The following is a 14,067-nucleotide window of genomic DNA, read 5'->3' as shown; positions in this document are numbered from 1 at the left end:
ACCCTGCATGGATAACTCCGTTACCCGCGATACCCAGAACCTCAGCCGCCAGATCCGCTTTCAGGACAGCGACGGTAAGATCTGGTTTGACGAGCAGCGCGTGCTGCTACTCCAGCTGGGAGCACTGACCGATTTCCGCAAAGAGCAGATCGAAACGGTAGGGCTTGAGCGCGCGAAAGGATTCTTTATGCGCCTTGGATATAGCCTGGGGAAAAAAGATGCGCAGCTGGCACTTAAACTGGCCGAAACGGATGATGCGGCCGAACTGCTTCGCACCGGGTTTAACCTACACGCCCTGAAAGGCATGGTCCGTATCGAAGAGTGCACACTGCAGATCGATCAGAACGACGCGCATTTTTACGCCGAATACCGTCTGCATGACTCTTATGAAGCTGAGATGTTTCGCTCGGAACTGGGCCAGCAGGATGAACCGGTATGCTGGAGCTTGGTCGGCCACGCCAGTGCTTACACCTCAACCCTGCTTGGCCGGGAGATCCTGTTTAAAGAGGTTAACTGTCGCGGATGCGGTGACGAACAGTGCCTGTTTGTTGGTCGTCCGGCAGAAGAATGGGACGACGCTGCAACCTACAGACGCTACTTCTCCAGCGACCGTATCATGGAAGAACTGTATGAGCTGCAGTCTCAAATCTCCGTGCTGCGCCATAAGATCGACTCTGAATCCACACTCGGCAACTTCCGTGGCCAGTCTCCTGCGTACAAACAGGTATGTAATCTCGCCCACAAGGCGGCCCCCGGCAAGGTAAACGTCCTGCTCCTGGGTGAAACCGGTGTGGGTAAAGAGCTGGTCGCCAAAGGCATTCACCAGGCCAGCGAACGCTCAGACAAGGCATTTATTGCCGTCAACTGTGCCGCCATTCCACCTGACCTGATCGAATCCGAACTCTTTGGCGTGGAACGTGGCGCTTATACCGGCGCGACTCAATCCCGTCCGGGCAAGTTCGAACGCGCTGATGGGGGCACCATCTTTCTGGATGAGGTCATCGAGCTTACTCCCCGTGCACAGGCATCACTGCTGCGCGTATTACAGGAATCAGAATATGAACGCGTGGGTGACAGCAACACCCGCAAAGTCGACATCCGGGTTGTTGCCGCCACCAACGAATGCCTTGAAACGGCCGTCGAAGAGGGTCGTTTCAGGGCCGACCTGTTTTACCGTCTGAACGTATACCCGATTAACATCCCCCCATTGCGCGAACGACGCGAAGATATCCCGATGCTAATCGAACACTTCCTGGAGAAATATCAGGCCTTTTATAGCCGCCGCGTCGCCGGACTCTCCGATATGGCGATGCGCGCCATTATGAAATACGAATGGCCCGGCAATGTCCGCGAACTGGAAAACATCATCGAACGCGGCCTGATTCTGACCGACCATGACGAAACGATCAGCGCCCATTCCCTGTTTCCGACCCTGCAGATGGATGCCAGCCAAATCGTTTCGTCACAAGGTCATCTCATCGACGATGACGAAGAGGATGACGCTGACAACCAAAACAGCTGGATTGATGAGGCACTGGTTGAATGCGGATCAATTGAAGAGATCGAAAACAAAGTTATTGAGCATGCGCTAACTCAGGCAAATGGCAACGTATCAGAAGCCGCCCGTGTACTCGGTATATCAAGACCCACGCTGGCTTACAGAATTAAAAAGATGGATCAATCCCTATGAGCACACTCAGTTCCCAAATTGCCCGCCAGCTGGTTGCTGCTGCGGAAGATAAAGCCCAGCAGATGGGTATCAACGTATCTATCGCCGTGGTTGACGGTGGCGCCCATTTACTTGAATTCCGTCGTATGGATCGTGCAATTCTCGGCTCGGCCGATGTCGCCCATAAAAAGGCACGAACATCCGCCCTCTTCCCTATGCCTACCGGTGACTTTGGCGAGCTTATTCGGGAAGCCTCACTGACCGGTATTGAGCTCAGCAACGGCCTGCTTACTGGATTTCCCGGCGGGCTTCCTATTCGAAAGGACGGTGATGTCCTAGGCGCTATTGGTATTTCGGGTGGCAGTGCCGAGCAGGATCTGGAAATTGCCCATCATGCATTGGACAAGGCGGGATTATAATCATGACGAAGTTAAAACTGAGTGTTGTAGACCAGTCTCCTGCCCACGACGGCAACTCCCAGACGAATGGCCTTCATCGCACGCTGGAACTGGCAAAAACCTGCGATGAGTTGGGTTATCACCGCTACTGGATCGCCGAACACCATGCAACACCAAGCTATTCCAGCCCGTGCCCGGAAATCGTCATCGGCCAAATTGCAGCACATACTAAGCAGATTAAAGTCGGTAGCGGCGGCATTATGTTGTCCCACTACAGCCCCTATAAAGTGGCTGAAGTATTCCGTACGTTAGAAGCGTTTTTCCCCGGCAGGATTGATCTGGGCTTTGGTCGCGCGCCGGGCGGCGCAGAGCTGCCTAGCCGCGCCCTCGCCTATCCGAATAGCCCCGTTAGCCGAGAGAGTTACCCAGATCTTGTTGAAGCATTGGTCGGATTCGCTGACAACCAGATTCCCAACGGGCATGCGTTTTCCGGTTTACAGGTCACGCCCACAGACAGTACCGCACCCGAACTCTGGACACTGGGTTCCGCTGCAGGGAGCATCGAACTCGCCGCACGCTATGGCGTTGGCTTTGTACTGGCCCTGTTTATCGGCACCCATGAACGTCCAGCAGAGATCATCAGCAAATACCGCGAACTGTTTCAACCACGCGCGGGCAGCCTGATGCAAACCCCGCAGGCGATGATTTCCAGCGCGGTCATCTGCGCGGATTCCGCTGAAGAAGCGAAACTGCTGGCCGCATCACACACTTTCTGGAAGATTCAGGCCTCAAACGGTATTCGTGAAGGTATCCGTCCACCAGAAGAATGCATGGATCTGTACAAACAGCTGTCGCCGTCAGATCAGCATGCGTTCGACATTACACGGGATTCAATGATTACTGGCACCCCTGAATACTGCCGGGACGTACTCGAACAACAGGCAGCATTCTACGATGTCGACGAAGTCGTGGTGGTTGCTGTCACCCACAACTTCGAAAAACGACGCGAAAGTTACGAAAAGCTGGCTCAGGCTTTTGACCTTAACGCGTAGGCACATTCCATATATCACGCATAAAAAAGGAGGCTAATAGCCTCCTTTTTTATCGAACGATCAGTGTAACTGATTAGATCCTATAGATCTGGCAACACCTGATTAGCAAAGATTTCATCAATTTCTGCTCGGTTACCTGCTGACTGGACCTGACGCACAACATCCGGCGTCAGATGCGGTGCAAAGCGCTCGATAAAGTCGTACATGTATCCACGCAGGAAGGTGCCTTTGCGGAAGCCAATCTTAGTCGTGCTGGATTCGAACAGATGACTCGCATCCAACGCAACCAAGTCACTATCAAACTCTTCTTCGTATGCCATCGTCGCGATAATTCCCACACCCAAACCCAGGCGAACGTAGGTTTTGATCACGTCGGAATCTACTGCGGTAAACACCACTTTCGGATCCAGACCTTCTCGCTGGAATGCATCATCCAGCTTAGAACGCCCTGTGAAACCGAATACGTAGGTGACAATCGGGAACTGCGCCAGGTCCTTAAGGGTCAATTTTGGCAACTGAGCCAAAGGATGATCCTTAGGTACAACAACAGAGCGATTCCAGCGATAGCATGGCATCATGATCAGATCACTAAAGTGAGACAGCGCTTCAGTGGCGATGGCAAAATCCACCGTTCCGTCTGCAGCCATTTCAGAAATCTGCATAGGCGTGCCTTGATGCATATGCAATGAAACATCCGGGTACTGCTGGATAAAGCCATTGATTGTCGGTGGCAGCGCATAACGCGCCTGAGTGTGGGTCGTCGCTACCGCCAGACTGCCTTTCTTCTCGTCGCTGAACTCCTGCGCAACCTGCTTGATACTCTCTACTTTTTGCAGAATATCGCCAGCCACACTCAGAATTGCCTGACCCGCAGGCGTGACGCGGGTCAAATGCTTACCACTGCGCGCAAACACCTCTACGCCCAGCTCGTCTTCCAATAACCGGATCTGCTTACTAATACCTGGCTGAGATGTATAAAGACTCTGTGCCGTCGCCGATACGTTTAAATCGTGTCGGGCAACCTCCCATATGTAGCGAAGCTGCTGCAGTTTCATAGGTTACTCCCAAGGGAAAACTAAACTTTTAGTAATTAACAGTGATTTTATTATAACAGGTTAGCATAAAAAATCACCACCCCCTACGCTGCTACTGCGCGGCTTTCAAACGGCGCACTTCCTCATCCAGCGCAATGAGACGCTTCTCAAGGGTAATATTCCGACCTCGGAGTCTCACCATCTCGTCATCTCGCTCACTCAGCTGACCACGAATGGCATTTTCTCGACGAGAGGCTTCATTATTTGAGGCCACTTTCTTCTGCTGCGCAACGCGCAACTCTTCCTGCAAAGAAACAACCTTTTCTTCAAGCCGCTTGGTTTTATTCGTCTCCGCCAGCAACTGGCTGTTCAGTTTTGAGATATCCCGACTCGTCGTACCCTGGTTCTGCTTCACTAACTTTAGCTCAGCTTCCAGACTCTTAATCTGCGTAAAGTGACTTTCGATCTTAACGTCTTTCTTGGCCAGCTCAGCTTTCAGGTCGTGGATACTCTTAGTCAGTGCAGATTCTTTCTTGCCACTTTCTTCGCGAACTTTATCCAGTGAGCCGCGGTAATAACGAACATCAGCTTCAGACTTACTCACCGTGTCCAACGCGTTACGCTGCTCATCCTTCAGCCGCTGCTCAAATACCCTACGTGACTCGTCTCGCGCACGACGCATCTGAGCCAGCTCCTGCTCCAGCTCAGATACACGATGTTCTTCATCTTTACGCTGACCTGTTTCCGACTCAAGCCCCGCCTTCAGAGCTTTGACTTCAGCTTCCAGTGCTTTGACATGAACATTCGCCTCATTCGTGCGTTCAACCTGCGCACGCAAGCGATCTTCAATCTCATCAACACGCCCCCGGGAACGTATTAACTCTTCCTCATGATGGCGGTGCTGTTCTTCTTCACCCACCTTTTCATAACGACGCTCAAGACTGAAGTGACTGTGGGCTTCATGCAGCGCTTCATTCCAGATACGAGAAAACGCCGAATTAATCGCCTCAGGTACGTCCTGAATACTCACGCCGACAGACCGTGTACCACTGCGCGTGCGACTTGCGAGCAGTTCCCACCAAGCCTCATAGGGCTCCTTGAGTGTATCGACATCGCACTCAAGGGCGTCAGCCATAACATCCAGAGTTGGAATACCGCCGTCATTCATAATACGTTCGGCGGCACTAAAAAAAGTTTCGTTGCTGATTATCTCAGACATCAATTTCAGCCTATCAAATTCAATCGACTAAACGTCCAACGCATCCATTGCGCTGAGCAGTTGTTTATCAAGTGGCGCTTTAATGACCATACGGCCGCCACCCGGTAGAGGGATACGCAGCTCTGCAGCATGCAGAAACAAACGTTTTATGCCCTCGTCCCGCATTCTGCGGTTCATCTGGTCGGTGCCATACTTCTCGTCACCGATAATGGGGTGACCCGCAAACTGACAATGAACACGGATCTGGTGGGTACGGCCTGTAATGGGCCTTGCTTCCACCAACGTGACCAACCGTCCGATTCGACGCAGCACTTTATACTCTGTCAGGCACGCTTTGCCATCGGCCTGCACCTTAACAACGCGTTCACCTGACTTCAGTTCATTTTTTCGCAGTGGCGCGTCAATCCTACGCTTCCTGTCAGACCAGGCACCGTCTACCAGCGCATTATAGATCTTGGTAATCCGGCTTTTCTGCAAAGCCTCGTGCATAAATTTAAGCGCACTGCGCTTCTTGGCGATCATAATACAGCCCGACGTATCGCGATCAAGCCGATGAACCAGCTCTAGAAAGCGACACTCTGGACGGATCTGCCGAAACGCCTCGATCAACCCCAGACTGACCCCACTGCCGCCGTGAACCGCTAACCCAGAGGGCTTATTCACGACAATCAGATCCTTATCTTCATAAAGAATGGAGTCTTCCAGTACACGCTGCAGATTATCAGAGGGCTTGGGTGCTTCGGCACGCTCCGCCACACGAACAGGCGGTATGCGTATCAAGTCTCCCCCCTGTAACTTGTACTCAGGCTTTACGCGCTTCTTATTTACGCGCACTTCTCCCTTTCGCAGAATGCGATAGATGAGACTTTTTGGAACACCTTTTAGTTCGGTGCGCAGGAAATTATCGATTCGCTGACCGTCAAAGTCGGCAGCAATTTCTACAAACCTTACGGCAGCGTTTGGGCTGCTAATTTTTTCTGACATATTAATAAGATAGTGTCCGACGCGTCGAATTGATGCTTAGTGTGATAGCTGCTATATTCTACCGCTGCTGTGGGCTGTTGGCTTTATCTTTATGCGACTAGTTGCCAATTCATGCTGAAAAGTGAGCAGGCACCCTATACGTGCCGCCCCACAACAAACGCAATAATGCGTAAGCAGAAAGAATTTATAATTCAGAACGTATTTCACCTACTGGCCTTCAAATAAGGTCCGGTCGGAGGTGGAGATGCACTTCAGCCAGGAACCTGCCCCTTGGGCAGCTACAACGAATCAGAAGAATAACAGAGGCTGAAGTTTCCTCCACCGATAGGCAGACATACCGGTCGCCGATTGCTATCGGTATGGTCACACAACAATAAGACTCAGTAGTACAGCGCTTTTAGCCCTTGTACCGCGTGAGCCGTTGTGCGCGTATATGATTCAACACACAGCCTTTCGAGGCTGTTGCGCTGACATGACCACCATGCCTTACAGGACAGGATAGCGCTTCACGCGCAAAATTTGGGACAGCAGGTTTGAACTGCGTTCTTAAAGAGAACGTTCAAACCAATGAAAAGAATGCTAATTAACGCAACTCAACCTGAAGAGTTGCGCGTAGCGCTGGTCGATGGCCAGCGTCTATATGATCTGGATATCGAATCCGGCTCCCGCGAACAGAAAAAGGCTAACATCTACAAAGGCCGCATTACCCGCGTAGAACCAAGCCTTGAAGCTGCATTTGTTGACTATGGTGCAGAGCGCCATGGCTTCCTGCCTCTGAAAGAGATCTCTCGCGAATATTTCTCCAAACAACCAGAGCGCGGCAACCGTCCTAATATCAAAGAGGTTATCCGCGAAGGCACTGAAGTTATCGTGCAGGTCGACAAAGAAGAGCGCGGAAACAAAGGCGCCGCTCTGACGACCTTTATCAGCCTTGCTGGCCGATATCTTGTTTTGATGCCTAACAACCCTCGTGCTGGCGGTATCTCCCGCCGCATCGAAGGCAGCGATCGCGCCCAGCTGAAAGAAGCTCTGGACGGCGTAAATATCCCGGACAAAATGGGCATTATCGTTCGCACCGCTGGCATCGGCCGCTCGACCGAAGAACTGCAGTGGGACCTCGATTACCTGGCCACACTGTGGAAAGCGATTAAGGAAGTTGAAGCCCGCAAAGCCCCCTTCCTGATCTATCAGGAAAGCAACGTTGTTATTCGCGCTATTCGTGATTACCTGCGCGCCGACATCGGCGAAGTACTGATCGACGACGAAGCTGTATATAACGACGCACGAAACTTCGTGACTCAGGTCATGCCGTCGTACGATCAGAAGATTAAACACTACAGCGAAGCAACCCCGCTGTTTAACCGCTTCCAGATCGAAACACAGATCGAAACCGCCTTTCAGCGTGAAGTTAAGCTACCTTCCGGCGGCTCCATCGTTATTGATCCGACAGAAGCACTGGTATCCATCGATATTAACTCCGCTCGTGCAACCCGCGGTGGCGACATCGAAGAGACCGCCCTGAACACCAACCTGGAAGCCGCAGACGAGATCGCTCGCCAGCTGCGCCTGCGTGATATCGGCGGTCTGATTGTTATCGATTTCATCGATATGAGCCCAATCAAAAACCAGCGTGAAGTTGAAAACCGCCTGCGTGATGCACTTAAACTGGATCGCGCTCGCGTACAAACGGGTCGCATCTCACGCTTTGGCCTGCTGGAAATGTCGCGTCAGCGCTTACGCCCATCACTGGCAGAAAGCCGTGGTGTTGTCTGCCCTCGCTGTAGCGGCCAAGGCACCATCCGAGACACCGAATCACTGGCACTGTCCATTCTTCGCCTGATTGAAGAAGAATCAGCAAAAGACCGTACCGCTCAGATTCGTGCAATCCTGCCTGTTACTGTCGCTACGTTCCTGCTGAATGAAAAGCGACACGCAGTGCATGATGTTGAACTGCGCCACGACGTACGTGTTGTGATCGTGCCGAATCCGAACATGGAAACGCCACATTACGAAGTTGTCCGCCTGCGTGACGATCACACTGTTGCGACAACAAACGATGCCAGTTACACGCTGCAGCCAGAACCAGAAGAGCAGCTGCCAGAGATCGAAACTGCGACCAAGCCAGCTCCGCCTCGTGAAAAAGCAGCCGTGCGCACCGTTGCACCCGCAACACCTGCACCAAAAGAAGCAACAGCTCCTGAACAGACCTCAGAAGCTAAAGCACCTGCGGCACCTGCATCAGTAGAAACTAAAGATAGCGGCTCCCTGCTTGGGCGTATTTTCCGCAGCCTGTTTGGCGGTAGCACTGCTCAGGAAGAAGTTAAGAAAGAAGAACCTGTCGCAGCTGAGCCAGAGAAAAAAGAACCTCGCAGCTCTGGCCGCAAACAGCACAGCGGCAAAAAAGGCCGTCGTCGTGATGATCGTCGCCGCGGACAGAAGAAAGACAACGACGAAATCATTACTATTCAGCCAGAGCCGGATCAACCTCTGGTCGCAGAAGAGAAGACTGAGAAACCGACGAAATCCCGTCGTCGTCGCAAGAGCCGCAAAGATACTGATGATCGCCAGACAAGCGCTCCTCAAGAGCAAACCGAAGCGAAGACACAAAGTACCGACAAAGCTGAAACCAAACAGGATGACAAGGGCGAAGAAGCACCACGCAACCCACGCCGTCGCGGTCGTCGTCGTCGCGGTTCCGAGCGCGGCGCAAAGCGCAGCAATCCTGTAGACACAAATACTGCGAAGAACGCTGAAGCAACTGACGAAACTACACAGCCTGAAGAAAAGAAGACTGCTGTAGCAATCGAAGCAACTGAAGCTCAGGCAACACAGCCAAATGCTGAAGTCTCAGCTAACGCGGACAGCGGCAAAGATGAAACAACTACTGAAGCAGTAGAAGTATCTAAAGCTGCAGAAGTGACTGAAGCTGCAGCCGCAACTGAAACTACGGAAGCAACTGGGACTACAGAAGCGACTGAAACTACAGACGCGACTGAAACTGCAGAAGTAGCTGAAACCTCAGTAGCGCCTGAAACTGCAGAAGCGCCTGAAGCAGCAGAAACCCCAGAAGCGACGGAAGCGACTGAAACTACGGAAGCGCCTGAAGCAGCAGAAACCTCAGAAGCGACTGAAACTACGGAAGCGACTGAAACTGCAGAAGTAGCTGAAACCTCAGAAGCGCCTGAAACTACTGAAACGACTGAAACTGCAGACGTAGCCGAAACCTCAGAAGCGCCTGAAACTACTGAAGCGACTGAAACTGCAGAAGTAGCCGAAACCTCAGAAGCGACTGAAACTACTGAAGCGACTGAAACTGCAGAAGTAGCCGAAACCCCAGAAGCGTCTGAAACTACTGAAGCGACTGAAACTGCAGAAGCATCTGAAAATACTGAAGCGACTGAAGCGACTGAAACCCCAGAAGCATCTGAAACTACTGAAGCTGCAGAAGTAGCTGAAACCCCAGAAGCGCCTGAAACTGCTGAAGCTACTGAAACTGCAGAAGTAGCTGAAACCTCAGAAGCGACTGAAACTACTGAAGCATCAGAAGCAACCCCTGAAGCTCCTTCCGAGCCAACGGAAACAACTGAAGCTCAGAGCAGCGAAGCAATCGAAGAGAAACCCAAGGAAGCTGAACCACGTCGCCGTCGCCGCGGTAGCCGAGCTCCTAACGATCCTCGCGAAATTCGTCGCCGCCAGAAAGAAGCCGCCGAAAAAGGCGAGTAAGCATCTGCAATAGGGTAATGCTGAGCATTTAGCATTACCCTACTTTCAGGCATAAAAAAACCGCGTATAAACGCGGTTTTTTTATGCCTGCTCAAACCTGGGTTATCTTCAGACCGACAGCGGGTACCGACGCGGCTCAGGAACTAGCTCAACCCCATAACGCTCAGACACAGAGTGCTGAATCGCACTTGCCAACGCCATTAACTCATCAGCGCATCCACCACCATAGTTCACCAAGACCAGGGCCTGCTTATCATAGACACCAACCGCGCCGGCTCGATAACCCTTCCAGCCAGCCTGGTCAATCAACCAGCCAGCGGCCACTTTCATAAACCCCGGCCGATCCGGATAAGCCACAACATCAGGATGATGAGCTTTTAGCACATCGTATTGCGCCCGAGGAATCACTGGGTTTTCAAAGAAACTCCCCGCATTACCCAACTCAAGCGGATCCGGCAGCTTAGACTGCCTCACTGCAACAACCGCATCAAAAACGGAACGCGCAGTCACCTCATCATCCGCGAGTTGCTGCGTTAAAGCCCCATACCCGACAGTCGGGACAAAGCATTTAGAGAGACGAAAACGCACACGCGTAATAATATATCGCCCAGGATTCTTCGACTTGAATACGCTATTACGATAACCAAACTGGCAATCAGAAGATGCCAGATCCACAAAAACCTTCTCCTCGCGATCATAGGCCGTCAGCGCTTCAAATCGGTCCTTAATCTCGACACCATAAGCACCGATATTCTGCACCGGCGCAGCGCCTACAGTACCAGGGATTAGCGCAAGGTTTTCCAGACCACTCCAGCCCTCAGCGATGAACTGCTCAACCAACTGATGCCAATTTTCACCGGCTTCAGCCTCAACCAGAACCGACGCATCGTCTTCCGATACTTTTCGATAGCCTGTTGATTGTAAGCGTACAACAACACCTGGCAAGTAGTCTGAAAGAATCAGATTACTACCCCCCCCTATCACCAACAGCGGTAAATCATGCTGCTCGGCAAAGCTTACCGCTTCTACCAACTCATTATCTGAATACACATCTATCAGATACTGAGCCTTGGATGAAAACCCAAAACTATTAAGCTGACTCAGATCGGCGTTTTCCTGAAGGGATATCACTCAGTTCAGCTCCCGCCGAATATCTGCCAACAAACCTTCAGCAGCCTCTTCCACAAGATCCAATACATGACCAAAACCGTCGCTACCGCCATAATAGGGATCCGGGACTTCGGATTCAGAAATGTTCGGCGCAAAATCCAGAAACAACCCCAAGTGCCCTTCATAGCTTTCCGGACATAGGTCTTTGAGGTTCTCAAGATTGCTGTGATCCATCGCCAAGATGTAATCAAACTGCTGAAAGTCTGCTTCTATAGCCTGACGGGCACGCAATGCCGATAAATCGTATCCACGGGACTTCGCAGCCGAAACTGAGCGAGGATCAGGGCTATTGCCCACGTGGTACGCCGCAGTGCCCGCCGAATCAACTCCAACCTGCGCCCCCAGACCACCGCAATCAACAACATGCTGAAACACGCCATGTGCAGTTGGGGAACGACAGATATTGCCCAAACAGACAAACAACACACGCTTCACGCCTGCGACTCCAGCAACTGGCGAATGCGCTCCAGATCTTCCGGCGTATCCACGCCTGCAGGCGGTAGCTCATCAGCCAACGCAACATGAATCTGCGCCCCATTCCACATTGCGCGCAACTGCTCTAGACACTCGGTCTCTTCCAACGGCGCCGGCGGCCAGGTCACAAAGTCATTCAGCAACTTCACGCGGTACGCATAGATGCCGATATGACGCTGCCACGAAAACCCCTCCGGCATGCTAGAGCGCCCTTCCTCTGTATTAAACTGATCACGAGGCCACGGCATTGGAGCTCGGCTGAAGTAAAGCGCACGCCCTCGGGCATCGCTCACCACCTTCACCACATTGGGATTCATCAAGCTTTCGATGTCTTCAATCGGCTCACTCAACGTGGCGATACTCGCGCTCGGCTCAGCTTTCAAGTTATGGGCCACCTGATTAATCACACGCGGCGGCACCAAAGGCTCGTCACCCTGCACGTTAACTACGATGTCATCAGCATAAAAGCCCTGAAGCTTTACCACTTCCTGCAGGCGGTCAGTGCCTGAGGGATGTTCGGCAGATGTCATACACACATCCGCACCAAAACCTTTAGCCACATCAGCGATCCGCTGATCATCCGTTGCGATGATCACCCGGTCTGCTTCGCTCTCCATCGCACGCTCGTAGACATGCTGGACCATCGGTTTACCCGCGAGGTCAGCCAGCGGCTTTCCCGGAAAACGACTGGATGCAAAACGGGCTGGAATAATGACGGTAAAGCTCATATCAGACTCTCCTTACTTACGCTCACGCTCTTCCAGAGTCAGCTTACGCGCTTCCTCTTCCAGCATGACTGGAATACCGTCACGCACAGGATATGCCAAACCACTAGCACGACAGATGAGCTCCTGAGTTTCTGCATTCCACTCAAGAGGCGCTTTTGATACTGGGCACACCAGCATCTCGATCAATTTTTTATCCATCACTTTCAACCGTATAGGTAATCTGTTCGAGTTTATTCAGCAACGCCGTCTCAAACTCAACGGGCAGCTCGGCGGATACCTCTAGGTACCAGCCGTCCAAATTTTTTAGATGAGAAACTTTTACTGCATCCTTCTCCGTCATCACCAAAGGCAGCGATTCCGAAAACTGCAGGTCAGACAGGACATAAGGATGATGATCCGCAAAAGGATGCTCCAGTGGCTCGATACCCGCAGCCAAACGAAGTGTATCAAAGAAACGGGCCGGATTACCGATCCCCGCCACGGCATGCACGCGCTTTTCCTGCCATTGATCAACGGCAATACGCTTAGAACCGTCCAGTGCAACAAATGCAGTAGGGGCTAAGCCCATAGAAATGGCGTCAAAACCATTTTCCCCTTCCCCATTGCTGATCACGAAATCAACGTCATCCAGACGCTCAACGGGCTCTCGCAGCGGCCCCGCTGGTAGACAATGCCCGTTCCCGACACCTCTACGACCATCAATGACCACCAACTCAATATCACGCCCTAACGCATAGTGCTGTAAACCGTCATCACTGATGACCAGGTCACAATCAAATTGCTCCAGAAGATATTGCACTGCGGCCGGACGATCAGGATCCACAACAAGAGGACAACCTGATCGACGCACCAACATACAGGGCTCATCTCCGCCTTCTGCTGGCAACGTATCTTTGGTGACCGCATAAGGATAACGGGGCGCTTTTGCACCGTAGCCCCGACTTACTACACCTGGCTTGTATCCGGCCACTTTCAGTTTTTCAATCAACCAAAGCACAACCGGCGTTTTTCCGGTCCCACCTACAGTGATATTGCCAACAATTATGACAGGCACCCGCGGCCTGAACACTTCTTTGCTGCCTGTAACATACCCCTGACGTTTACCGTCACTCACGGTACGATACAGCCACTCTAACGGGCGCAAAAACAGCGGCGCAGGTCTTTTCTGATACCAACGCGTTTCCAGCCAGCGCATACTATTTAGCAGACTCTTGAGTGATAATACTCAACCGGGTGTATCCCAGCTGCCCAGCTACATCCATCGCAGTCACAACCAATTGATGCGGCGTATCGGCATCAGCCGCGATCACCAGAGGCGTCTCGCCCGGTACGCCTGCGGCCGCCCCCAAAGCCTCTTTTAATGCCTCGGCACTGGACTCTGTCAGCAGTTGGCTATTCAGACGGTATTCGCCTTCTGCACTAATCAAAATTTCTATACGCTCGCGGGCTTCAGTGACACTGCCACTAGCACTTGGAAGGTCAATTTCAAGCTGCGTTTCTTTGGTAAAGGTGGTTGAGACCATAAAAAAGATCAGCAACAAAAACACCACATCAATCAGCGGTGTCAGATTTACGGATACCTCTTCAGGCCGTTGTCGGCTGAATTTCACCTAATC

13 protein-coding genes are annotated in these 14,067 nt (G+C 52.1%); 4 read left to right on the top strand and 9 right to left on the bottom strand.

The features are described 5' to 3' along the window. Positions 1-7: 7 nt before the first annotated feature. Genes IOQ59_RS08190 through IOQ59_RS08180 form a run of 3 tightly spaced genes read left to right on the top strand, consistent with a single transcriptional unit; the run spans position 8 to position 3,119 of the window. Positions 8-1,690, top strand: coding sequence for a sigma-54-dependent Fis family transcriptional regulator (locus tag IOQ59_RS08190; RefSeq protein WP_193952777.1), 1,683 nt, complete (start codon positions 8-10; stop codon positions 1,688-1,690). Continuing rightward, positions 1,687-2,088 carry a GlcG/HbpS family heme-binding protein gene (locus IOQ59_RS08185; protein ID WP_193952776.1) on the top strand — a complete coding sequence of 134 codons (402 nt, stop codon included), beginning with the start codon at positions 1,687-1,689 and terminating at the stop codon, positions 2,086-2,088. The genes IOQ59_RS08190 and IOQ59_RS08185 overlap by 4 nt, the downstream gene beginning before the upstream one ends. 2 nt (positions 2,089-2,090) lie before the next feature. After that, positions 2,091-3,119, top strand: coding sequence for an MsnO8 family LLM class oxidoreductase (locus IOQ59_RS08180; protein ID WP_193952775.1), 1,029 nt, complete (start codon positions 2,091-2,093; stop codon positions 3,117-3,119). 80 nt (positions 3,120-3,199) lie between these two features. Here IOQ59_RS08180 and cysB read toward each other — a convergent pair whose 3' ends face one another. The 3 genes from cysB to rluC all read right to left on the bottom strand — a co-directional run bounded on the left by cysB (position 3,200) and on the right by rluC (position 6,356). Further along, positions 3,200-4,174, bottom strand: a complete 975-nt coding sequence (gene cysB, locus IOQ59_RS08175) for an HTH-type transcriptional regulator CysB (protein ID WP_193952774.1) — start codon at positions 4,172-4,174, stop codon at positions 3,200-3,202. Positions 4,175-4,265: 91 nt separating this feature from the next. After that, positions 4,266-5,372 carry a hypothetical protein gene (locus tag IOQ59_RS08170; RefSeq protein ID WP_193952773.1) on the bottom strand — a complete coding sequence of 369 codons (1,107 nt, stop codon included), beginning with the start codon at positions 5,370-5,372 and terminating at the stop codon, positions 4,266-4,268. A gap of 27 nt (positions 5,373-5,399) precedes the next feature. Next, on the bottom strand, positions 5,400-6,356 hold the full coding sequence (gene rluC, locus IOQ59_RS08165; RefSeq protein WP_193952772.1) for a 23S rRNA pseudouridine(955/2504/2580) synthase RluC: 957 nt from the start codon (positions 6,354-6,356) through the stop codon (positions 5,400-5,402). Between the two features lie 567 nt (positions 6,357-6,923). Between rluC and rne the strand changes: the two genes are divergently transcribed. Continuing rightward, complete coding sequence (gene rne, locus IOQ59_RS08160) at positions 6,924-10,079, top strand: ribonuclease E (protein ID WP_193952771.1); 3,156 nt, start codon at positions 6,924-6,926, stop codon at positions 10,077-10,079. A gap of 108 nt (positions 10,080-10,187) precedes the next feature. Here rne and murB read toward each other — a convergent pair whose 3' ends face one another. Genes murB through IOQ59_RS08130 form a run of 6 tightly spaced genes read right to left on the bottom strand, consistent with a single transcriptional unit; the run spans position 10,188 to position 14,061 of the window. After that, positions 10,188-11,210, bottom strand: a complete 1,023-nt coding sequence (gene murB, locus IOQ59_RS08155) for a UDP-N-acetylmuramate dehydrogenase (protein WP_371871842.1) — start codon at positions 11,208-11,210, stop codon at positions 10,188-10,190. Beyond that, a complete protein-coding gene (locus IOQ59_RS08150) occupies positions 11,211-11,684 on the bottom strand; it encodes a low molecular weight protein-tyrosine-phosphatase (protein WP_193952770.1) in 474 nt (157 codons plus the stop codon). It abuts the gene before it with no gap. Next, positions 11,681-12,451, bottom strand: coding sequence for a 3-deoxy-manno-octulosonate cytidylyltransferase (gene kdsB, locus IOQ59_RS08145; RefSeq protein ID WP_193952769.1), 771 nt, complete (start codon positions 12,449-12,451; stop codon positions 11,681-11,683). The genes IOQ59_RS08150 and kdsB overlap by 4 nt, the downstream gene beginning before the upstream one ends. Before the next feature lie 12 nt (positions 12,452-12,463). After that, on the bottom strand, positions 12,464-12,649 hold the full coding sequence (locus IOQ59_RS08140) for a Trm112 family protein (RefSeq protein WP_228050768.1): 186 nt from the start codon (positions 12,647-12,649) through the stop codon (positions 12,464-12,466). Next, entirely contained in the window at positions 12,642-13,646 is a 1,005-nt protein-coding gene (gene lpxK, locus IOQ59_RS08135) for a tetraacyldisaccharide 4'-kinase (protein WP_193952767.1), read from the bottom strand. The genes IOQ59_RS08140 and lpxK overlap by 8 nt, the downstream gene beginning before the upstream one ends. 1 nt (position 13,647) lies before the next feature. Beyond that, positions 13,648-14,061 carry an ExbD/TolR family protein gene (locus IOQ59_RS08130; RefSeq protein ID WP_193952766.1) on the bottom strand — a complete coding sequence of 138 codons (414 nt, stop codon included), beginning with the start codon at positions 14,059-14,061 and terminating at the stop codon, positions 13,648-13,650. Positions 14,062-14,067 lie beyond the last annotated feature (6 nt).

Source organism: Pontibacterium sinense (assembly GCF_015209595.1).
Classification (GTDB): Bacteria; Pseudomonadota; Gammaproteobacteria; order Pseudomonadales; family Balneatricaceae; genus Pontibacterium; species Pontibacterium sinense.
This window is presented reverse-complemented; position numbering and strand designations above follow the sequence as displayed.